Annotated in this window: 19 protein-coding genes and 1 pseudogene; 4 read left to right on the forward strand and 16 right to left on the reverse strand. The window is 61.5% G+C overall.

The annotated features are described in order from the left end of the window. The first annotated feature begins 127 nt into the window (after nt 1-127). Complete coding sequence (locus KYT97_RS16090; protein ID WP_045065029.1) at nt 128-1,348, forward strand: acetyl-CoA C-acetyltransferase; 1,221 nt, start codon at nt 128-130, stop codon at nt 1,346-1,348. 12 nt (nt 1,349-1,360) lie between these two features. Here KYT97_RS16090 and KYT97_RS16095 read toward each other — a convergent pair whose 3' ends face one another. The 4 genes from KYT97_RS16095 to KYT97_RS16110 all read right to left on the reverse strand — a co-directional run bounded on the left by KYT97_RS16095 (nt 1,361) and on the right by KYT97_RS16110 (nt 5,705). Then, entirely contained in the window at nt 1,361-2,557 is a 1,197-nt protein-coding gene (locus KYT97_RS16095) for a CaiB/BaiF CoA transferase family protein (protein WP_219110239.1), read from the reverse strand. A gap of 33 nt (nt 2,558-2,590) precedes the next feature. Beyond that, nucleotides 2,591-3,331 (reverse strand): 3-oxoacyl-ACP reductase FabG, encoded by a 741-nt coding sequence (gene fabG / locus KYT97_RS16100; RefSeq protein ID WP_033233311.1) that lies wholly within the window; start codon nt 3,329-3,331, stop codon nt 2,591-2,593. A 39-nt stretch (nt 3,332-3,370) separates the two neighbouring features. Next, nucleotides 3,371-4,534 carry an acyl-CoA dehydrogenase family protein gene (locus KYT97_RS16105; RefSeq protein WP_116102709.1) on the reverse strand — a complete coding sequence of 388 codons (1,164 nt, stop codon included), beginning with the start codon at nt 4,532-4,534 and terminating at the stop codon, nt 3,371-3,373. A 106-nt stretch (nt 4,535-4,640) separates the two neighbouring features. After that, a complete protein-coding gene (locus tag KYT97_RS16110) occupies nt 4,641-5,705 on the reverse strand; it encodes an enoyl-CoA hydratase/isomerase family protein (RefSeq protein ID WP_219110240.1) in 1,065 nt (354 codons plus the stop codon). Nucleotides 5,706-5,814: 109 nt separating this feature from the next. On the opposite strand from KYT97_RS16110, the gene KYT97_RS16115 reads away from it, so the two are divergent. Both KYT97_RS16115 and KYT97_RS16120 read left to right on the forward strand, forming a co-directional pair. Then, nucleotides 5,815-6,996 (forward strand): CoA transferase, encoded by a 1,182-nt coding sequence (locus KYT97_RS16115; RefSeq protein ID WP_033233313.1) that lies wholly within the window; start codon nt 5,815-5,817, stop codon nt 6,994-6,996. Further along, nucleotides 6,993-8,360 carry an amidohydrolase family protein gene (locus tag KYT97_RS16120; protein WP_219110241.1) on the forward strand — a complete coding sequence of 456 codons (1,368 nt, stop codon included), beginning with the start codon at nt 6,993-6,995 and terminating at the stop codon, nt 8,358-8,360. The genes KYT97_RS16115 and KYT97_RS16120 overlap by 4 nt, the downstream gene beginning before the upstream one ends. Here KYT97_RS16120 and KYT97_RS16125 read toward each other — a convergent pair. Both KYT97_RS16125 and KYT97_RS16130 read right to left on the reverse strand, forming a co-directional pair. Continuing rightward, nucleotides 8,357-9,877, reverse strand: a complete 1,521-nt coding sequence (locus KYT97_RS16125; protein ID WP_219110242.1) for an acyl-CoA synthetase — start codon at nt 9,875-9,877, stop codon at nt 8,357-8,359. The two genes, KYT97_RS16120 and KYT97_RS16125, sit on opposite strands and share 4 nt — an antisense overlap. Nucleotides 9,878-9,922: 45 nt before the next feature. Further along, nucleotides 9,923-10,720 carry an enoyl-CoA hydratase gene (locus KYT97_RS16130; protein ID WP_095887192.1) on the reverse strand — a complete coding sequence of 266 codons (798 nt, stop codon included), beginning with the start codon at nt 10,718-10,720 and terminating at the stop codon, nt 9,923-9,925. A gap of 110 nt (nt 10,721-10,830) precedes the next feature. Between KYT97_RS16130 and KYT97_RS16135 the strand changes: the two genes are divergently transcribed. Beyond that, the gene (locus KYT97_RS16135; protein WP_095887193.1) at nt 10,831-12,261 is read left to right on the forward strand and encodes an aldehyde dehydrogenase family protein; all 1,431 of its coding nucleotides are present in this window, start codon (nt 10,831-10,833) and stop codon (nt 12,259-12,261) included. Nucleotides 12,262-12,287: 26 nt separating this feature from the next. Here the strand turns inward: KYT97_RS16135 and KYT97_RS16140 are convergent. The 10 genes and pseudogenes from KYT97_RS16140 to KYT97_RS16180 all read right to left on the reverse strand — a co-directional run bounded on the left by KYT97_RS16140 (nt 12,288) and on the right by KYT97_RS16180 (nt 20,982). Then, nucleotides 12,288-12,679 (reverse strand): annotated as a pseudogene (locus KYT97_RS16140) (type II toxin-antitoxin system death-on-curing family toxin). Continuing rightward, complete coding sequence (locus KYT97_RS31120; protein ID WP_257013245.1) at nt 12,676-12,810, reverse strand: hypothetical protein; 135 nt, start codon at nt 12,808-12,810, stop codon at nt 12,676-12,678. The pseudogene KYT97_RS16140 and the gene KYT97_RS31120 overlap by 4 nt, the downstream one beginning before the upstream one ends. Nucleotides 12,811-12,868: 58 nt before the next feature. Further along, the gene (locus tag KYT97_RS16145) at nt 12,869-14,797 is read right to left on the reverse strand and encodes an SEC-C domain-containing protein (RefSeq protein ID WP_245005841.1); all 1,929 of its coding nucleotides are present in this window, start codon (nt 14,795-14,797) and stop codon (nt 12,869-12,871) included. A gap of 62 nt (nt 14,798-14,859) precedes the next feature. Then, the gene (locus KYT97_RS16150) at nt 14,860-16,701 is read right to left on the reverse strand and encodes an SEC-C metal-binding domain-containing protein (RefSeq protein WP_219110243.1); all 1,842 of its coding nucleotides are present in this window, start codon (nt 16,699-16,701) and stop codon (nt 14,860-14,862) included. 44 nt (nt 16,702-16,745) lie between these two features. Continuing rightward, nucleotides 16,746-17,411 carry a GAP family protein gene (locus KYT97_RS16155; RefSeq protein WP_033233383.1) on the reverse strand — a complete coding sequence of 222 codons (666 nt, stop codon included), beginning with the start codon at nt 17,409-17,411 and terminating at the stop codon, nt 16,746-16,748. 18 nt (nt 17,412-17,429) lie between these two features. Further along, the gene (locus KYT97_RS16160; protein ID WP_219110244.1) at nt 17,430-18,983 is read right to left on the reverse strand and encodes a polyamine aminopropyltransferase; all 1,554 of its coding nucleotides are present in this window, start codon (nt 18,981-18,983) and stop codon (nt 17,430-17,432) included. After that, a complete protein-coding gene (locus KYT97_RS16165) occupies nt 18,983-19,453 on the reverse strand; it encodes a DUF350 domain-containing protein (RefSeq protein WP_033233385.1) in 471 nt (156 codons plus the stop codon). Before KYT97_RS16165 ends, KYT97_RS16160 begins: the two co-directional genes overlap by 1 nt. 40 nt (nt 19,454-19,493) lie before the next feature. Beyond that, on the reverse strand, nt 19,494-19,859 hold the full coding sequence (locus KYT97_RS16170; protein WP_371851334.1) for a DUF4247 domain-containing protein: 366 nt from the start codon (nt 19,857-19,859) through the stop codon (nt 19,494-19,496). Between the two features lie 35 nt (nt 19,860-19,894). Further along, nucleotides 19,895-20,395 (reverse strand): DUF2617 family protein, encoded by a 501-nt coding sequence (locus KYT97_RS16175; RefSeq protein WP_033233387.1) that lies wholly within the window; start codon nt 20,393-20,395, stop codon nt 19,895-19,897. Next, on the reverse strand, nt 20,392-20,982 hold the full coding sequence (locus KYT97_RS16180) for a DUF4178 domain-containing protein (protein ID WP_033233388.1): 591 nt from the start codon (nt 20,980-20,982) through the stop codon (nt 20,392-20,394). Before KYT97_RS16180 ends, KYT97_RS16175 begins: the two co-directional genes overlap by 4 nt. Between the last annotated feature and the right edge of the window lie 137 nt (nt 20,983-21,119).

Here is a 21,119-nt window from a genome sequence, read left to right on the forward strand (position 1 = left end):
ACTATGTCCGAGCAGCACTTCTACCGCTGTTGACAACCACTGCGCGCATGCTGAATATTCGAGGGCACGCGTTCGTATTTCTCTAAACGCACATTCCTCGTCCACACTCTCCCGACAGGCGCATTCCATGTATGACGCAGTCATCTGTGAACCCGTTCGTACGCCAGTAGGCGGATTCGGCGGGGTCTTCAAAGACGTTCCGGTAACCACGCTTGCGGCCACCGTGATGCGGGGACTGATCGAGCGGACCGGACTCCAGTCCGCCGATATCGACGACGTCGTCTTCGGTCAGGGTTACGCAAACGGCGAGGCCGCTGCCATCGGGCGCATCGCAGCACTCGATGCCGGACTGGATATCTCGGTTCCCGGCATTCAACTCGACCGCCGTTGCGGATCCGGTCTGCAGGCAATCATCTACGCGGCCATGCAGGTTCAGACCGGCATGAGTGATCTTGTGATCGCCGGCGGTGCCGAAAGCATGAGCGGCGTCGAATTCTATTCCAACGACATTCGTTGGGGTACGAAGAAACCCTCGGTCGAGTTCCACGACCGCCTGGCCAAACCCCGCACCAACTCGGGAGGCGTCAATTTCCCGGTCGAAGGCGGCATGATCGAAACGGCCGAAAACCTGCGACGCGAATATGCGATCTCACGCGACGAACAAGACCGCTACGCGCTTCGCTCGCACGAGCGTGCCGTGAACGCACAGGACAAGGGATACTTCGACGAGGAGATCATTCCTGTCACCGTCCCATCCCGCCGCGGCGACGCGAAAGTTGTTACCCAGGACGAGCATCCGCGTCGAGATGTGCAACTGTCCGACCTCGCCGCACTGCGCCCGCTGCGTAGCCGCGTCGACCCGGACGCGACCGTTACCGCCGGAAATGCCTGCGGGCAGAACGACGGCGGCGCGGCGGCCATCGTCACCACGCCCGCCAATGCCGAACGACTTGGATTGCGCCCCTTCGCGAAGCTGGTCAGCTGGGGCGTCACCGGCGTCGAACCGAACCGCATGGGCATCGGCCCCGTTTCTGCGGTGGCAAAAGCGCTCTCACGGGTCGATCTGCAACTCTCCGACATCGATTTGATCGAAGTCAACGAGGCATTCGCCGCTCAGGTCCTCGCCTGCGCCCGCGCCTGGGGTCTGAGCGAGACGGATCTCCTCGAACGGTTCAACGTCAACGGTTCCGGCATCTCACTGGGCCACCCCGTCGGCGCTACCGGCGGACGAATCCTCGCGAACCTGCTGCGTGAACTCGACCGTCGCCAGGGCCGCTACGGAATCGAATCCATGTGCATCGGCGGCGGCCAGGGCATCGCCGCGGTCTTCGAAAACCTACGACGATAAAACGTTGGGGCGCTATCCGATCGATCCGTCTCGGTGAAGGTCGGCGATCTGATCGGCCGTGCGCCCCAACTCCGTCAGAATCGACTCGGTGTGCTGACCAAGGGAGGGCACATCACCCATCTTCATTTCCACGTCGGAGAAGGTCATCGGGGGTAGCACAGCGTCGATGGGCCCAACTTCTGTTCCCACGGATCGCCACCGCGAACGCTCGTCCAGCTGAGGGTGTTTCAGCAATCCGCCCATGTCGTTCAACGCTGCTGCGGGCACACCCGCTGCGGCCAGACGCTTATCCAGCTCTGCGGTCGAATACAGCCGCGTGAGTGATCCGACCATCTCATCCACCTCGGCTCGATTCTCGACCCGGACGATATTGGTGGCATATCGCGGATGATCCACCAGATCTTCCCGCCCGAAGACGTCGACCATGAGCGTCCGCCATCCGCGCTCGTTCTGGACTCCGATGAGGATCTCACCATCCGACGTCGGGAACGAATCGTACGGAACGATGGCCGCATGCCCGAGCCCGACTCGCGGAATCTGCTTGTCCGCATACATTTTCATGTACATCGGGTGGCCGAGCCACTCGACGGTCGCGTCGAACATCGACACGTCGACCGTTGCGCCTTTGCCAGTTCTCTCCCGACGGAACAAGGCACCCAGTATCGATGTCAGCGCGTACATCCCGGCTGCGATGTCGGAAACCGGAACACCCGTTTTCGTAGCCGTCTCGGGTGTTCCGGTCACCGAGATCATTCCGGTCTCGGCCTGCACCAACATGTCGTACGCCTTGCGCTCACGACGTGGTCCGGCGCTGCCGTATCCCGACATGTTGATAACGATGAGCCGAGGAAACTCTGCTCGGAGCGTGTCCGCACCGAAGCCCAGTCGATCTGCAGCATCCGGAGCGAGGTTCTGCAAGAAGACGTCGGCTTCCGCGATGAGATCGAGCACGACTCGACGGCCGGACTCCGACTTGACGTCGACGGCAATCGATTCCTTGGAACGATTGAGCCACACGAAGTGCGAGCCCTGACCGCGCACCGCGCCGTCGTAGTGACGAGCGAAGTCGCCCTCACCCACCCGCTCGATCTTGATCACGCGAGCACCCATGTCCGCGAGATGCCGACTGGCGAGCGGCGCCGCAACGGCCTGTTCCAACGCCACCACGGTAATCCCGTCGAGTGGGAGATCCGAATGCGACTGTCCCATGTCAGAGTCCATTCCTGAATTGAAGCACGCGCCTCAGATGTGGCGCCCGCCCGTAATTTCCAGGACGGTACCGGTCAGGTAGCTCGACATATCACTCGCGAGGAACACCACCACGGACGCAACCTCGGACGGTTCCGCGGCACGACCCATCGGAATTTCGGCCAGCTTGCTGTTCCAGACGCGCTCCGGCATCGCTTCGGTCATCGCTGTGCGAATCAGTCCGGGCTGGACGGCATTGACCCGAACATTCTTGAACGCAACCTCTTTGGCAGCAGCCTTCGTGAGACCGACGATTCCGGCTTTGGCGGCCGAGTAGTTGGTCTGGCCCAACATGCCGACCTTGCCGGAGATCGACGAGATGTTCACGATCGATCCCGTCTCACGCTCGCGCATGCGGGCCGCGGCTGCGCGAGTTCCGTTCCAGGCACCCTTGAGGTGGACGGCAATCACGTCGTCGAAGTCCTGCTCCGTCATGTTCCGCATTGTCGCGTCGCGAGTCATGCCGGCATTGTTGACCATGACATCGACTGGGCCGAAAGCACTTTCAGCTAGATCGAGCATTGCCTCGACCTGGTCGGAATGGCGAACGTCGCACGAGATGAACCGCGCCACGGAATCGCCACCGAGCTCAGCTGCGGCAGCGACGCCGACAGTCTCGTTGATATCGCCGATCACCACGGTGGCGCCTTCTTTGATAAAGGTTCGGGCAATTTCGAACCCGATACCCTGTGCGCCCCCGGTCACTACTGTCACCTTGCCGTCCAACAGTCCCATGTCCACTCCATTCGTCAGTTGAAGAAAGTACGTGCTGTATTACTTCGCTTGCTTCTTCGCTTGCGACACAAGACCGCCGCCGAGTATCAACCGCTGAATTTCACTGGTTCCCTCGTACAGGCGCAGCAACCGCACTTCCCGATAGATCCGTTCGACAGGAACGCCCCGCATGTACCCGCTGCCACCGTGGATCTGGACAGCGAGGTCAGCTACGTTTCCGACCATCTCGGTGCAGTAGAGCTTTGCCGCAGACGGTCCGAGTCGACGGTCCTCGCCGCTGACGTAGCGCGCCGCAACCTCACGGACCATTGCCCGGCCGGCCATCACACCTACTTGTTGATCTGCAAGCATCGCTTGGACCAATTGGAAGTCACCGATCACAGTCCCACCCTGTTCCGTAACAGTGGCAAAGGCGACAGATTCGTCGAGGGCTCGCTGGGCTGCTCCCACCGACAATGCGGCAATATGAACGCGTCCACGTGCCAAGGAAGTCATGGCAGCGCGATATCCGGTGTCTTCGTCGCCCCCGACCAGGGCCGATGCGGGGACGCGCACGTTGTCGAAGCTGACCTCGGAGGTCCAGGCACCTTCCTGACCCATCTTCTTGTCCTTCGGCCCCACCGTGACACCTTCGGTATCGGCCGGGACCAGGAAGACAGCGATACCGGGACCGTCGGAGTCGGCCGGACGCGTGCGTGCGAACACGACAAACAGTTGCGCTGTCGGGGCATTGGTGATGAACCGCTTGTTGCCGTTGATCACCCAGTCGCTCCCGCCGCGGACTGCCTTGGTGCGCAGGCCGGCGGGGTTGGATCCCGCGCCCGGTTCGGTCAGTGCGAAGGACGCGACTACCTCACCCGACGCGATGCGTTCGAGCCATTCAGCCTTCTGCTCATCGGTGCCGAAGCCGACGAGTACCTGCCCGGCGATGCCGTTGTTGGTGCCGAACATCGAGCGCAGAGCCAGCGACGTGTACCCGAACTCCATCGCGAGTTCGACGTCTTGCGTGAGGTCGAGGCCCAGACCACCCCATTCCTGGGGAATGGCGTAACCGAACAGTCCGATATCGGCGGCCTTCTTCCGGATGTCCTCCGGAATGGCATCGGTATCGGCTATCTCCTGCTCACGAGGGACAACTTCCTTCCGGATGAATTCCCTTGCCGTCGCCAAGATATCGGCGAAGTCGTCCGCGTCGACCTGCATACCCACCACTCACCTTGCTCGTTCCACGTTAATGCGTCTTCCGAAGTCAATCCGGTCGAGCATTATGAGTCAAAGACTTGAAAACGAACCGAAGGTAAGGCGATGCCTATATCGACGCGATCGAATCGATCAGGCCCCAGTCGAGCGCACGCTCCGTATTGATCGCAGCACCGGAGAGAAACAGGTGGTAGGAGCGCCAACGCCCGATCCGGCGCGGGATGGACACAGTGCCACCCGCTCCCGGAATCAAGCCCATCGAGATCTCAGGCAGGCGGAACACCGTATCCGGGTGCGCACACACATCGGCGGCAAAGGCCGGCACCTCGATGCCCGCTCCCACGCAACTTCCGTGAACCTGTACCTCGATTCGATCGGACAGCCGGGCCATCAGCCGCGCGGCTCCCGATCGCGTTCGAATCAGATGCGCGATCGCCAGATCCGGAGTGGTCCCGAACTCGTCGAGATCACCTCCCGCGGAGAACGACGGCCCAGCGCCGTCGAGCAGAACCTTCTCGATGCCGGGGTCCATCACGGCGACCTGTAATGCTGCGACCAGCCCGTCACGCACCTGCGCCCCGTAAGCGTTCCGACGTTCCGGGCGGTTGAGCGTGATGTGCAACAACCCATCTCGACGCTCGATCAGCACCGGTTCCTGCGGAGCTGGGGGCGGCAGCGGACGCGGTCCTCGACCAGAGAGCCACCGCTCGAAGTCCGGAGTGCCCAACAGCGTCGAGTAGGCCAGAGATTCCACGTCAAGCGCTGCGGGCATCGACAGGTTTTCACCCAACCGCAGAACCTGCGAGGCAACAACTGACGCATAAGGATTTTCTTGGAAGCGGTCGAAGACAGACGCCAGTTCAGCGTCGGGATCTTCGACACCCACAAACTCTCGGACGTTCTCGGTCAATACTGTCGACACCGTCGAGTCGAGCGAACGCGCCAGTGTTCTTGTTGCGGCATCCGGTGTACGGCCCGTGTACCGCCCGAGAACAACACGGTCGGACCTGAGGACTTTTGCCGACACCGCACGGGCTTCGTCCTCTGAGAACTCCTCGTCCAGGTCGACCACGACCACTGGATTATCAAGTGCGCCACCGTCTGCAAGAAGTGGAAGATCGATCCTGCCGTCGAGAATGTCCTGCGGCGACAGCGCGTGCATCTGGTTGACCATCTTCATCCTTCTCGAGCGCCGAATCATTGCTCGGCTTCCTGCACCCGACGGCAGTTCTGCACGCGGGATACCTTTTCCGGTAATACTTTTCGGAGTGTAACATCGGAGAATGTTTGCCTGGCCCGACGACGCGGACGAGGACCGCCGCGTCCTCGACTGGCTCGGCAGCGGGATAGTGCCACTCACCGGCTCGCCCGACGAATCTCCCCGAATTCCCCCGGGAAACGCCGCCACCCTGGCACGGCACCTCGGTGAATTCATCAACGGCAACGAAGACGGAGCCCGCTTTCTTTCCGAACGCGCGGCATTCACCGGATTCACCCGCAGCGGTTCAATCTCTCTCGGAGGCAGTTGCCGCCTCCTCCCTACACAGGACGGCTGGGCAGCCGTGTCGTGTGCCCGACCGGACGACCCGATTCTGCTCGGTGCGCTGATCTCCGCGGAGATCGATGATGATCCCTGGCCGGCGGTAAGTGCCTGGTTAGCCGAACACCCCGGAGCCGAGTTGGCCGAGCGCGCAGCCCTACTCGGGTTGGCGGCTGCCCCGGTCGCACGCCCAACTGCGTCAGTTCCCGCGCCCACTACCCGGCGATCGGTCAAGGATCTGCTTGTTGTCGACTTCAGTGCACTGTGGGCGGGTCCTCTGTGCTCACACCTACTCGGAGCCGCGGGCGCGCGGGTCGTCAAGGTGGAGACCCCGACAAGGCCGGACGGAGCACGGCGCGGTAACAGCGAGTTCTACGAACTACTGCATGCCGGGCACGAGTCCGTCGTCCTCGATCCGAGTGCCGCTCCCGACAGGTCGGCGCTGGCGCAGCTCGTGGAACGCGCAGACATCGTTATCGAGGCGTCGCGGCCACGCGCACTCGCGGGCTTCGGGCTCGACGCAGAAGCTGCGGCCGCATCCGGTACCACCTGGATCTCCATCACTGCGGCAGGAAGAAACTCCGCTCGCATCGGATTTGGTGACGACATCGCAGCATCAAGTGGTCTTGTTGCACAAGATAATTCAGGTGCGCCCGTATTTGTCGGCGACGCGATAGCCGATCCCCTGAGCGGACTCATGGCAGCCGCCCTCGCCATGTCGGAGACGCCCACCGGCGCAGGATACCTCTGGGACCTCTCGATGGCCGACCTCGTCGCGTCGACGCTCACCCACGGAACCGATGCTCCGTTGCCCCCATCGTGCACTGTGGCTATTCCGGAGAAACGCCAGTACGTCGGCAGTGCGTCCACCTCCGGCTCTGACACACACGCCGTTCTCCGCGGCCTCGGAATCGTCGCCCCGTGAACCATCTGCTGATCACCAATTGTTCCGTCGGTGGCCGTCACAGCCTCGACATTCGCATCACGAGCGGCGTGATCACCGAGATCGGCCGCGGACTGACTCGCCACGGCGAGGACGTCCTCGATGCCGACGGCAATCAGATCATTCCCGGCCTGTGTGATCACCACATCCACCTACATGCGCTGGCTGCCCGACGCAGTTCCGTGGAATGTGGCCCGCCGGCGGTCCGAAATTCCGGAGAACTAGCTGCCGCACTACAGGTTTCACCAGGTTCCGACGGCTGGGTGCGAGGTGTCGGATACTTCGAATCGGTAGCGGGCGATCTCGATCGCGATGCCCTCGATCATCTTCACGCCTCACGACCTGTTCGTATCCAACATCGCAGTGGCGCAATGTGGGTGCTCAACACAGCGGGCGTCGTTGCAGCCGGATTGGAACCGGCTGACCATCCCGGTATCGAACGCGATGCAGCCGGAAAACCAACCGGCCGAGTGTGGCGCGCAGATTCCTGGCTCCGAGCACGGATTCCGGGAAATGCCCCACCGCCGTTACGCGATGTGGCGACCGAACTGTCGCGACTCGGCGTCACTGCGGTAACTGATGCAACGCCGGACCTCGCTCCGGAGAGCATCGAATCCATCTGCGCAGCAATGTCTTCGGGAGAATTGCCACAACGGGTTCATCTCCTCGGCGTGCCACTGGGTGTCTCACTACCGTCGACGGAACCAACCGTCGGCCCGTACAAGATCGTGCTTGCCGATTCCGGACTTCCCGATCTCGAACAGCTTGCCGCCGTTATCGAGTCCGCACACTCCATCGGGCGAGCGATTGCAGCACACAGTGTCAGCCGCGAAGCTCTGCTGATCTTGCTCTCCGTACTCGGCGAAATCGGCACGATCCCTGGTGACCGGATCGAACACGGCGCATTGATTCCGATCGAATCCATTTCCGAGATCAACCGCCTCGGTTTGGCTGTCGTAACCCAGCCGGGGTTCATTGCCGATCGCGGTGACGACTACCTCGAACATGTTGCTGCCATCGACCACCAGGATTTGTACCGTTGCCGATCCTTGCTGGATGCATCTGTTCCGGTGGCGTTTTCGAGCGACGCACCGTACGGACCACTCGACCCGTGGGCAGTTATCGCAGCGTCACAGGCGCGGTTGACACCCGCGGGCACTGTTCTGGGCGATGCGGAGACAATCGACTACAACACCGCACTGGACGCCTATCTCGGCCGTCCCGGGGATCCAGGCGGCCCACCGCGCCGGGTAAAAGTCGGCGCAGCGGGCGACCTGGTTCTGATCTCCCGCTCGCAGCCGCCGTCAGTACTCGCCACGATCATCGGCGGCAGGCAGGTCTACTAGACGGTGCGCAGTTCCCGCTTCAACAGCTTCCCACTTTGATTCCGGGGAAGTTCCTGCACAAATCGAATGTGCTTGGGCACCTTGAAGGGAGCGATCTTTTCCTTCACGTAGGCGATCAACGCCTCCGGCGTCATGGCGTCTTGACCGTCCTTGAGAACAACGATTGCGGTGATCGCTTCGATCCACTTCTCGTCAGGTGTTCCGATGACGGCAACTTCGGCAACACCGGGATGCGTGTAGATGGCGTCTTCGACTTCACGGGATGCGACGAGAATCCCGCCCGTGTTGATGACGTCTTTGATGCGGTCGACGACGGTGATGAACCCTTCACTGTCACGCACCACGAGGTCGCCGGAATGGAACCAGCCGTCGCGGAAGGCTTCTGCGGTTGCTTCCGGGTTTTCCCAGTAGCCATTGCAGAGTTGCGGTGAACGGTAGAGAACCTCACCAGAGACACCGTCCGCAACATCGTTACCCTCGGCGTCGACAACACGGGTTTCCACGAAGAACACTGCCCGACCGCACGACGACGGCCGATCCGCGTGCTCGTCCGGCTGCAGAACTGCTGCCAGCGGGCCGATTTCGGATTGTCCGAAGCAGTTGTAGAAACCGATGTCGGGGTAGCGCTCGCGCAGACGGTTCAGCACGGTGACCGGCATGATCGACGCACCGTACTGCGCTTTCTTCAGCGACGACAGATCCCGGGTGTCGAGATCGGAATGATTGGCGAGCGGCACCCAGACGGTGGGAGCGAGGAAAAGTGAGCCGATCTTGTCGGCTTCGATGCGGCGCAGAATCTCCGGGATGTCCGGTGCCGCCATCACGTTGACCGTCGCACCGACGGACAGGTACGGAAGCATGAACACGTGCATTCCCGCAGAGTGGTACATGGGCATGCAGATCAAGGGGTTATCTGCCTTGTCGAGCCCGAGCGCGATCACCGACGACACGTACTCGTGGACCAGAGCGGCGTGAGTCATCATCGCGCCCTTGGGCTTCGACGTCGTTCCCGATGTGTAGAGCAACTGCGCAAGATCCGTTGACGAGGCCCGTGGTGGGAAGTGTGGAACTTCTCCGGCAGTGCTGACGGCGACCACTGAATTCGCGTCGTCACGCAGCGGCACAACGTGGTCGATATCGAGATCGCCGCGCACGGAGTCCAACGTCGGCAGCAATGCCGGATCCACCAGAACGGCCCGAGCGCCGGACTGCGCAACCAGGTAGCGCAGTTCATCACCCTTGAGCGCGTAATTCACCGGAACATGGACCAATCCTGCCCGGCAACACGCGAGGAACCCGATGACATACGCGTCGGAGTTGGTTCCGTACGCGGCCACACGATCGCCGTGCTGCAAGCCGAGGTCGACGAGGTGCGCCGCGACCCGCGTTACCGCCTCGTCGAGTTCGCGATAGGTGCGCGAGCGATCCTCGAAAACAATGGCCACCCGATCGGGGTACTTGGCTGCCGAGCGCCGAAGCACTCCGTCGATGGTGTTGGTACGCGGGTCCAGGCTCATGAACGATAGATTATCGGACGTCCAACTAATCCGAAAGGGTGTAGTTCATTTGTTCTGCCACTGCGGCGCCCGCTTCTCCACAAACGCCTGCATACCTTCCTGAGCGTCGCAGGTCACGGCGTTTGTGGCCATGGTTTCGGCCATCGCTTCGTACGCCTGCGCCTGGGGCAGATCGATCTGCTGATAGAACGCCTGCTTACCGATCCGAACCGTCAGGGGGCTGGCGGTCGTGATCTTCGCAGCCAAGTCGCGCACTTCCCGGTCGAGGTCAGCCGGGTCGACCACGAAGTTCACCAGACCCCAATCAGCCGCCGTCTCAGCATCGATGGTTTGGCCCGTCAGCAGCATTTGCATCGACCGTTTGCGGCCAACAGCCCTGCTCAGGGCAACCATCGGAGTGGAACAGAACAAGCCGATTTTCACTCCGGGAGTACCGAAGACAGCATTCGACGCCGCCACGACAAGGTCACACGACGCCGCCAACTGGCATCCCGCCGCGATTGCCGCTCCCTGCACCGCAGCGATCACCGGCTGGGCAATCTGCTGGACCGTTTCCATCATCTCGGTGCAGCCGTCGAATATCGCGCGCTCGTCATCGAGGGTGCGGCCGATCATCTCCGTGAGATCGTGGCCGGCCGAAAACACGGGCCCCTCGGCCCGCACGACAACGATGCGGACTCGCGGATCGGCGGAGAGTTCCCGAAGGCCCGCAGTCACCTCGCTCATGGTCTGCGCCGAGAGCGGATTGCGCCGCTGCGGCTGATCGAGCGTCAGAAATCCGATGCCCGTCGACTCTTCGACTGATGTAGCTACCGCACTCTCGTTTATCTGCGTCTTCGACATGCGTCCTCTCTACCAATCGAATCCGTCCCGGTCAACGAGACGAAACGGGCAGCTCGCACCGAAGCGTCGATACCTTTTCAGTTAATACTTCGCCACTACGAGGAGTGCCCATGAGCACCGACGCCATCATCACCACCGACCTTGCGCAGATCCTGCAGGCGCAACAGGACGCCACCCGCGCCGCGGGAGCGCCGACTGCAGAAGAGCGTCGCCGGCGCATTCAACAGGTGATCGACCTGCTCGTGGCGAACCACAAAGACTTGACCGAAGCCATGAACGAAGACTTCGGTGGACGCCTCCCGGCCTACTCGGTCATGAATGACGTTCTCGGATCGATGGTTTCACTCAAGCACGTCCGAGATTCCCTTGAAGACTGGATGGTTCGCTCTCCGCGCTCCACCGGCGCCGTCCAGGATCAGCTGGGCGCCAAGGCTTACGTCGCGTACCAGCCCAAGGGTTCCATCGGCATCATCGGCACCTGGAACGCACCCCTCTTCACACTCTTGAGCCCCCTCGCCTGCGCACTCGGTGCCGGTAACCGTGCCGTTCTGAAGCCCTCCGAAATCGTGCCGCACACCGCTGCCGTCCTGGCCGACGCTGCGGCGCGCACCCTCGATCCACTCGAAATCGCCGTCGTCACAGGCGGACCCGATGTGGCCGACAATCTCACGTCACTGCCCTTCGACCACCTGGTCTTCACTGGAAGCACGTCCATCGGCAAGCTGGTGATGGCAAACGCCGCGAAGAACCTCGTGCCGGTCACCCTCGAACTGGGCGGAAAGTCGCCGAGCGTCCTGGGCAAGAGCGCAGACTTCGCCGAAGCTGCACACCGACTGGCTATTGCGAAGTCCACCAACGGCGGTCAGCTCTGCGTCTCCCCCGACCTGATCTACGTTCCGCGTGAAGGCATCGAACGATTCATCACCGCGTTCGCAAATTCGTTCACCGGCCTCTTCCCCACCGTTGCCGACAACACCGACATGGTCTCCATCGTCAACGACCGCCATCTCGCCCGCATCGAGGGATACATCGCCGATGCCGCGGATCGTGGGGCACGCATCATCACGGTTCCCGACGAAGAACTTTCGGCCGACACGCGTCGACGCCCACTGCGGATGGTCGTCGATCCCCCGGCCGATGCCGAGATCATGAAGGAAGAAATCTTCGGGCCGGCCGTCGTGATCTTGCCTTACGACGAGATGGATGCCGTTGTCGCCGATATCAACTCGCGCCCGAAGCCCTTGGCTCTGTACTACTTCGGCACCGATCTCGACGAGAAGGAATCGGTGCTCGAGCGCACCAATTCCGGTGGCGTCACGATCAACGACGCGATGGCGCACCCAGGTCTCTCCGACGCACCGTTCGGCGGCGTCGGCGCGTCCGGAATCGGCCACTACCACGGCCGCGAAGGATTCCTCGAGTTCAGCCACGCACGGACGGTTCTCGAAGCAGCAGAATATGATCCGCGCGGCGAGTGGGGCATGTTGCCGCCGTACGGTGACAGCTTCGAGCAGATGATGCTGGCTCAGGTCACACCTTAGGGGCACAGCCCCTGTGCGCCTTTCCGCTAGTCGCCGCGACCGGAAAGGCGCACGGGCGCAGCCCAACTGCCGAGTAGAGGCGCGATCTGCGCTATGTCGGCGACACCAGTCGCTGCGTCGATAACCACGTCGTACGCATCATCTTCGGGCGCATCGAGATGTAGCCCGTTGATCGAATAGAAGACAAAAGCAGCAACCCACGACAATCGCTTGTTCCGTCGACCAATGCATGATTCCGGACGAGGGACTGCAGCAGCGCAGCTGCTTTGACATGAATGTCCGGATAAGCCTCGTCACCGAAGACCGTTGCACTCGGTCGATGCGCGGCTGATTCGAGCAAGCCGACATCCCGAACCTGCAGACCGCCGAGCTCATCACAAAGCACTAAAAGATCGTCGACCGTCAGATACCGAATCACTGTGAGAGACGGTCGAGCAACGGGCCGTACTCGGAAATGGCGGCGCGGGCAGCTCGTCGAACTTCGGTATCTTGACGCAGACGTGCCGCTCGATCAGCAATTGCCCTGATCACGGCTTCCTGCTTGCTCATATTCGAATGATGCCGCTCTGATACCAGCACCGAAAGCGGCAAAGTTACCAGTTAAGCGCTACCGAAGTGCAGCGAACCGAGCGCTCAAAAACTCGACCAACTGCCATGGCTCCGTGTCCGGCGAATCGAGCAAGGCAATCAGTCCGTCCTTGTCGGCAGCAGCGATCGGTTCGATTCCCCCGAAGGTTCGCATAGCGCTGCCGGCGGGCAACACCCGCGCACAGACCAACGAACCAGCTTCGAGGTTCAGGCTTCCCCACTCGTCGGCGACGTCGTACGCCACATCGGTTCGGACATCGCGCAACGTCAGCGATGTACCCGGCACCGTCGACGCAACCTCGTACACCGACTGCGGTACCTGCAACCACTGCTGCGCCAGTTCCAGTTCGTCGGCCGGCAGCAGTTCACCGCGTCGCTCGACAAACACTCCGAAGATGTTGCTGTCGAAAAGTGCTGTGTCGACAGCCAATCCACCCTCGAGCGCACGAGTCAACGCGTCGTCGTCATCCCAATGCTGGGCGCGAACCTCGGCGAGGTCGAAGACAACATCGAAGTACTCGGGACTGCGGGAGAAGAGTTGCGCCTTGATGTACAACCAATTTGCCCGGTCGTCGAAGGTGATCTCCGACTTACCCAGATGGCAGACCTTGTACTTGCGTCCGGATCCACACCAGCACTTGTCATTACGGCCCAGCTCAGGATGTTCGGCCGGCGCATAGCGCGCGAGAACGTCGTGCAGAATCTCCGACTCTCCGCCTTCGATCCGACCCAACAACGCAAGCGCCCGCGTTGCGTCGCTCCGATCCGCCGCGAGCAACGCAAGCTCGAAAATCGCCGGCACCCAATCTGGATCGCGATCGAGCGCGCTCTCGTAGTAGGCCTCGGCCACAATGATCTTGCCGAGACGATCTGCTGCCTTACCTGCGAGCCAGTACGCGGCGGGCTTTACCCGGCGCGGCCCCTTGTCGGCCAGCGCCGTAGCCACCGCGTGCAGGATCTCGTCGTGGTCGTCGAGTTCGGACAACAATTCAAGTGCCGCAGCAGCTGCCGGCGGTTCGGCAACGGCCACATAGATCTGCGGGTTCTCCGTGATCTGCGCACGCGCCCAGTCGCCGATTTCCGACGTGTCTTCCGGGAATTCGAGATGCGCAGCCGACACGAGATCGACCAGCGCGATAACCGCAGCTGCTTCGTCGGGGTGCAGGTTGTCGCGAATCTCGAGCATCCGCGCGCGGTTCGCCAAATGGAACGCCTCGAAATCGAACCCTTCGATCGCGACGTAATCGCCGTCGCGAACATAGCCGGCCGATTCGAGCAGTTCCCCCAGCGGAGCGGCGGGCTGACGGAACAGTGTCGGCTCCTCGAGCATCAACTGCCAGACAATCGCGTCGAGTGTTTCAGCGCCGGTATCGGTGAGGATGTTCGCTAGGGCGTCCGCAAAACCGGGTGTCGGATCGACTACGTCGGCAACGGTACAGAGCGTCAACTCACGATCTGCGACAAACAGCCCGATCAGATCGCCTGCCGCGCATTCCGACAATGCGTCGGGGGCAAGCAGAAAACCTTCGTCAGCCGGGAACGTCGGGTCGTCGATTCCGCGTTCGGCCAGGGCGGCGTCGTCGAGCCCACGATGTACGACGCGAATCTCCCGATCCTCGGTGTCATCGAAGCTGTCGAGAAAAACACGCAAGACCATGAGATCGGGGTTTGCGTCGAGAACGCCAGAGCTGATCTCGGCGTCGGTGAGGCGATGCGTGAGTATCCGGTGCTCGAACAGTGTGTCGAGCGCGGCGTAGCGGGCCCCGGTCAGATAGCCCAACAGCGGATCCTCGACGTACTCCACGAACTCCGTCATGTCGTCCGGCGTTCCATGCCCGGCGTCAGCCAGCAAGTTTCCCCAGTCAGCAGCGGTCTGGGGGCCATGTTCGCGCAACAACTCCATCGCAGCTTCGGCGATCAAGTCATTGGGGTCCATAGGTTCGCTCACCTATCCAACTTTATCCGGTAGGCCCCGGCACGAGTATTCCGCATCGACCAGCGTCGACGCCCTCAGCTCAGCACTCTGATCAGCTCAGCGACATCGTGATGATCCCGCCCTAGAACCTGGAGCACATTTGCGGCCTGCAACTCGGAAGACACGATGACGCTGCCGACAACCTGGGCGCTCGAACCTGCAGGCAGAACGCGAGCACACACCAGATCACCGGGCTCGAGATCTGCGGCACCACTGACAGTCACGGTGTCGCCGGTCCGGCGATCCAGCAGCGTGTTCATCTCGGTCACCTCGAACACGGAACGCTCGACATCGAGCCATTGACGTGCCGTCGCCACCTCATGTTCGGTGAGTAAATTTCCGCGGCGGGTGATGAACTGCGCGAAGATTCCACCCTCGAACAGCGCGATGTCCAAGGCCGGCCCGTCGAAGATACTCCGATCGTCATCGCTGCCGGCGGCGACAAGATCGTCGAACTGAACCACCATGTCGGCAAATTCGGAGGAAAACGCGAACATGCACGCCTTCTTGTAGAGCCAGCGGCCGTCTTCTCGAACCGACTCGTCAACCTTCCCCAGATGGCAGACCTTGTATTTTCGGCCGGATCCACACCAGCACTTGTCGTTTCGTCCCAGCTCGGGATGCTCTACCGGAATGAACTCCTGCAGTACTTCGTACAGGGTTTCCTCGGATCCACCGTCGATCCTGCCCAGCAAAGACAGTGCTCGGGTCGCGTCGCTCCGGTCGGCGGCGAACTGAGCCAATTCGAAAAGTGCCGGACCCCAGTCAGCTTCCCATTCCAGTGCCTTCTCGTAGTGCGCTTCCGCGTCGAGAACGCGTCCGAGACGATCAGCCGCCTTACCTGCCAACCAGTGTGCCGCCGGCTTGACGGCCTTCGGACCGCGTTCGGCCAGCTCGCCGCCAAGCGCTTCGAGGATCATGTCTGCGGTGGGGTCCTGGTTCCGGAATCCCAGATCGAACGCCGCCACAGCTGCGCCCGCATCCGCAAGGGCGGCAAACGAATCCGGAACAACACCGACATGTCGACGTGCCCAGTCACGAAGGTCGAGATTCTCGATCTCGGCGTCGACATATCCGCGCTGAGCCAGGTCGACAAAAGCTACAACAGCTACGGCTTCGTCGTGCGTGAGATCGTAGGTCGACGCAATCTCTGCGGTCTGAATCTGAACTGCGTAGGCAGCAAAGTCGAATCCATTGCGTGCAAGGAGTTCTCGTTGATGCTCGTATCCTGCCGCGGCAAACATCTCGCCCAACGGAGTGCTGGGAACAGTGAACAACGACGAGTCGTCGACAGCAAGTTGCCAACCCACCGCCTCGAGCGCTTCCACACCGTTTTCGGCGAATATCTTCTCGAGTGCCGGCGCCAGATCCGGCTCGTCTTCGACATCCGCCTGCCACACCGTCAGTTCACCGTCTTCGATGGCAATCGCGATCAGATCACCAGCTGCGAAGTTGGCCAAAGTCCCGCGGGGCAAGGCAACAACACGGCGACTGACAGCAGCGTCGATTCCGCGCTCTCGCAACAAGTCTTGTTCGAACTCTGCCTCGACAACCCGAACTTCGCCGTCGATACTCGACGCGAAACGCAACACCGGTTCGAGGTCAGGCGTCGCCTCGAGCACCTCCGACGCGATCTCGATTTCGCTGAGCCTGTGCGTGAACACCAACCCTTCGAGCAACTCGTCCAGAGCGACATACTTGCCGCCGGGGAGGTACCCGATCATCGGATCATCAAGGTACTCGAGCACTTCGGCAATGTCGGACGGCGAGCCGAACTCACTGACACACTGCGCCCATTCTTCGAGACTGAGCGGACCGCGCTCACGCAGAGCGGTCATCGCAGCAGTAGCGAGGGCATTGTCGTCGACTTCGTTCACCACCCAATAGTAGGCGAGCGCGCAGGCTCGCCAATCTGCCTCGACTAGCCGAGTCCACTGACCCCTTCACCCAACACCATCGCGCCGAGCAGAGCCAGGATCACCGTCATCATGACGGCGTTGTTAGCGGCCATCCACGATTTTGCCGAGTCGAGCATCGACGCGGCACGCTCGCCGAATACGAGGTTGACCACAACCGGTGCGGCGACTGCGGCGCTCGCAACAATCGTGAACACAACAGCGGCGATGGCTTGCTCAGCCACAACGTAGGTTCCGGCGGCTATGGCCGCGCCTCCCGCGACGGCCAGTGCAGCATTCTTGGGATTGGCCGCTGAGAGCAACGCGATCCCCAGGGATTTCAGCGGGCTGAGCGAACTGACACTCGACATCCACTTCGGCTGAGTGGCTTCTGCGTCGCCCCGTGGCCGGGATCGCCATTGCCTGAATGCGAGCGCGAACAAGGCTAACCCCAGCACTATCCGGACGACACTTGCCCACCGCGTGGTCTCGGATTCGGGTACGGCGGTGTCGACAAAAGCGATAGTCAGTGCCACCACAGCTCCGATGCCCACGACCCAGCCGAGAATGAAGGCTGCAACCGAGCGTCGTGCGTCTGCAGTGACCAGCATGAGAACCACAACTGCCATTGGCACGGACACAATCGCCAAGCCGACTGCAACGGGCAATGATTGACCTAGCGCATCAAGCACGTGGGTCCTCTCGGTTAGTTAGCGCTCATAGCCCTTGCGCATATCATCTACTATCCGAGGCTGGTCGAGCGTCGACGGTTCCATGTCGCGGCGTGGACGGTCCCGCGGAAAGACCGAAGCCGACGCCAAAGTAGGTTCGTCGAGGAAGCGTAATTCCGGAGCGCTTTCAGGCAGACGCAATTCCGGTGGCACTCCCCCGGACTGAGCAAGTACGTATCCCCAGTCACCAAAACTGGGAACGAACACGTGGTACGGGGAGACTCCGAGACCAACTGCGGATACCGTAGACACTGTTCGCCAATAGGCATCGGGCGTCGAATACGGACTGCCCGACTGGACGACCATCAATCCGCCCGGATTGAGCGCTGCCGCGGCCAGACCGTAGAACTCCATCGAATAGAGCCTGCCCAATGCCGGGGTATCAGGATCGGGCAGATCGACGATCACCGAGTCGAATCCGGGTTGAGGTGCCTCGCGCAACCACTGAAAAGCATCATCGAGCACAACGTGTACCCGTGAGTCTTCGAGTGCGCCGCCGTTCAAGGATCGCAGTCGGGTGTTCGCCAGTTCGATGACGGCAGGATCGAGCTCCACCTGCACAATTTCCTGAACGCTGGGCATCCGCAACACTTCCCGTGCCGCAAGTCCGTCTCCGCCGCCCAAGATCAGTACCCGTTGCGGATTGTTCGAGAGCGCCGGATACACCAGAGACTCCGTGTAGCGGTGCTCGTCGACGCTCGAGAATTGGAGATCTCCGTCGAGGAAGAGCCGGACGTCGTTCTTACGTTCCGTGACAACAATTTCTTGATACTGCGATCGCGATGCCGCGACCACAGGGTCGGTGTACAAGCGCTGACGGGCCGTGGTTTCGATGTCGGAAGCGGCGATCAACAACCATCCGATCAGGCTCGCGGCCAACAACATTGCCACGACGGCAATCAGTCGGGCGCGCAAGCTGAGCTGCCACCGCAGCAGAATCAAGGCAACGACTGCCGCAGCGACGAGGTTGATCATGCCGGTAATTGCTGCGCCCCGGATCATCCCGACCCACGGCAACAAGACAAACGGCCAGAGCAACCCGCCGATCAGCGCACCCAAGTAGTCCGCTGCATTCAGATTGGCGAGCACTTTTCCGGCACTTTGTGCGTCGTTGTCGGTGCGTCCGGATTGCAGCAACGTCATCAGCAGTGGCACTTCCGCACCCACGAGAATGCCGATCAGTGCCGTGGCAGCAACAAGAACTGCCCCGCTGGAACCAAAGAACGTGAAGGTGACGTAGAGCGTGACCGCGCTGAATCCCCCGATGATGCCGAGCAGAATCTCCACTGTGACAAAGGAAATAGCCGCGTGCCCCAACAACGGTTTGGCGGCGAGGGCACCGATACCGAGCGCCGCAACGAATCCGGCGACAATCAGTGACGTCTGTGTGATTCCGCCGCCGGTGAGACTGACCGACAGAGTGAGCAGTGCCAACTCGTAGATCAGTCCGCAGGCAGCGCAGGCAGCGACGGCGGCAAGGAGCAGCACCCGCGCCCGAGCAGTGAGCACAGCGTGTGAATCGGTGACAGTCATCAGGTGAGAGCAGCGGCGTTCACCAAGCCGATGGACAGCAGGGTCACGCCCACCGCCCAGGCCGCACCGCACATCTTCGGATCCTGTACCAGCGCAACCAACTTACCCGGCAGGAATGCATTCATCAGTCGCAGCGCAATGGCCTGGAGAACAATTGCGAACAGACCGTACACGGCTGAATCCGCAAGTCCCTGGGCAAATCCGTCGGAACTGGTGAGAATGGCGGTCACGACGATAATGGCAAGCGCCAGATGGTTGGCACCCAGAAGAATTGCCGCATTCGGATTCTTGTCGACGTACACCTGGTGGCGGAGATTGCCCGGCGTCATAAGATCGAGAACCAGAAATCCGGTGGCCAGAACTGCAACTCCGACTACGAAGTACGCCAGCGTCCCCAGAACACCACCGACCAGCAGAGCTGGGTCAACAGTGCCGATTTCCACAGTTTCAGCAGCAAGGTTGGCGTTCACGAAGCTCTCCTGAGTTTGGTCCGATTGTCACTTGATGTGGTCATTTCGCACTTCCCGATCCACCGCTGCCGCTGCCGCCACCGGCCGGTGATCCCGGATTGAATCCTGGTCCCAGATAGGCATATCCGCCGCTGCGGTATGTGCCGTTGATGTCTTCGACCTTGATGGTGCTTCCCCCTGCTGCTGCGCTGACGGTAACGATGTCGTCGTCGTAACGCAGGTACTCGTTGCCGCCGTCGGCGCTGCGGGCCGCAGGTTCTTCCGCATCGACGATCCGCGACACCGTCGTACCGACAGGATCTTTCGACGAATACACAGCGACGTCGCCGGTTTGCGAACTCTTGGAATAATTGTCCGCAATGAAGTCCTTGACCGCGTTGCCGCACGACGACAGCACACATGCCATGGCGATCATGACGGGAACAACCCATTTCCTGCCGATCACGGATGCCACCTACTTCTGGTCTTCACAATCACTCCGGTCCCCTCCCCTGGGTACAAATGCCAACTCTGCCAAGCCCATCCATGCCCCAGGCTGCTGCCGAACAACACCGTGACAGCGGTGTCGTCTCCGGGAAACGAACCGCAAATCCAACCATCTGCCGCTGCCTGCACTTTCAGGCGGGCAGCCTCGGCAACGAACTCGGTTCGATCGAGAGTCTGCGTGGAAGATTCGAAACGATACGGTCCCAGAACTTCAGCACCCGGCAGTGGATCGCCACCAGCTGTGACCGCATCGCAGGACACCTGCTCGGTCAAGGTCTCACCACCCGAGCGTGCCGTCACCACATGCGATGCCCCCAGCACTCCCAAAGTCAAAGCACCGTCGACTGTTTCGATAACAAGCTGGGCCAAGGCCGGTGGCGCAGGTGCGTCCACCACAAGGCCGAGCGCAGACGCATCCACGTCGGTGGGCTCCACGTCGAGGAGATGCACACTCACTGCGGAGGGCCGGAATGTATGACGGTCAACTCTGCACGGGTGACTGCGCGGCCGGTGGAAACCTCCCACGACTGGCCGCGCGCCCACTTCTCGAATGCAATGAGTCCGGTTTTGTCAGCAGTTGCATAGTCGGCGTAGTCCATCACGCCCGACGGCGCGGTTCCTGTCGTGCCCTCGGCTGTGAATCGTGCGGTTCCGCTTTCGATCCTGCGGTGCACCTTGTCGTCGAGAATGACGTCGCCACTCGGCTCGAGGTTGGTGCCCTCACGCCGCATCCACAGCGTCATCTCGAGTTCACCCTCGTCATCTTCGACGGTCAGCCAGCGGCGGCCGGTCGAACCGTCGAGAAGGTGCTCGCGCCAGATGTACCCCTCTTCGTCGAGGGTGATGGTCCCGCGAACCACGTGATCGATCCCCGCGTAGGTGACGATGTCTCCGACACCGATCTTGTGGGGGTCGTATACCTCCGGATAGTCCGCAAGCGGGTCTACACGCCCCACCGGAGCGCTCTTACGACCACGCAGAACCACGAAGGCCACTGCCGCGATCACAACAAGTATCAGTACAACTATCAGCACGTTCGTCAACGGTCACTCCGAAATCGTCGGGCTCGGCAAGGGCGCCGGGGCAATACCCTACCGATCGCTACTCGCCCGAGCGTCCGTACGTCGCTGCACCCGATCCCGCTCGATGCCGATTTCGGACAAACGGCCGTGCATACCCA

Source organism: Rhodococcus globerulus (assembly GCF_019334125.1).
Classification (GTDB): Bacteria; Actinomycetota; Actinomycetes; order Mycobacteriales; family Mycobacteriaceae; genus Rhodococcus_F; species Rhodococcus_F globerula.

Bases quoted from the DNA above. Each gene is read 5' to 3' on its own strand.
- KYT97_RS16090 (WP_045065029.1), top strand. From the start codon at position 128: ATGTATGACGCAGTCATCTGTGAACCCGTTCGTACGCCAGTAGGCGGA.
- KYT97_RS16095 (WP_219110239.1), bottom strand. From the start codon at position 2,557: ATGGGACAGTCGCATTCGGATCTCCCACTCGACGGGATTACCGTGGTG.
- fabG (WP_033233311.1), bottom strand. From the start codon at position 3,331: ATGGGACTGTTGGACGGCAAGGTGACAGTAGTGACCGGGGGCGCACAG.
- KYT97_RS16105 (WP_116102709.1), bottom strand. From the start codon at position 4,534: ATGCAGGTCGACGCGGACGACTTCGCCGATATCTTGGCGACGGCAAGG.
- KYT97_RS16110 (WP_219110240.1), bottom strand. From the start codon at position 5,705: ATGGTCAACCAGATGCACGCGCTGTCGCCGCAGGACATTCTCGACGGC.
- KYT97_RS16115 (WP_033233313.1), top strand. From the start codon at position 5,815: ATGTTTGCCTGGCCCGACGACGCGGACGAGGACCGCCGCGTCCTCGAC.
- KYT97_RS16125 (WP_219110242.1), bottom strand. From the start codon at position 9,877: ATGAGCCTGGACCCGCGTACCAACACCATCGACGGAGTGCTTCGGCGC.
- KYT97_RS16130 (WP_095887192.1), bottom strand. From the start codon at position 10,720: ATGTCGAAGACGCAGATAAACGAGAGTGCGGTAGCTACATCAGTCGAA.
- KYT97_RS16135 (WP_095887193.1), top strand. From the start codon at position 10,831: ATGAGCACCGACGCCATCATCACCACCGACCTTGCGCAGATCCTGCAG.
- KYT97_RS31120 (WP_257013245.1), bottom strand. From the start codon at position 12,810: ATGAGCAAGCAGGAAGCCGTGATCAGGGCAATTGCTGATCGAGCGGCA.
- KYT97_RS16160 (WP_219110244.1), bottom strand. From the start codon at position 18,983: ATGACTGTCACCGATTCACACGCTGTGCTCACTGCTCGGGCGCGGGTG.
- KYT97_RS16170 (WP_371851334.1), bottom strand. From the start codon at position 19,859: ATGGCATGTGTGCTGTCGTCGTGCGGCAACGCGGTCAAGGACTTCATT.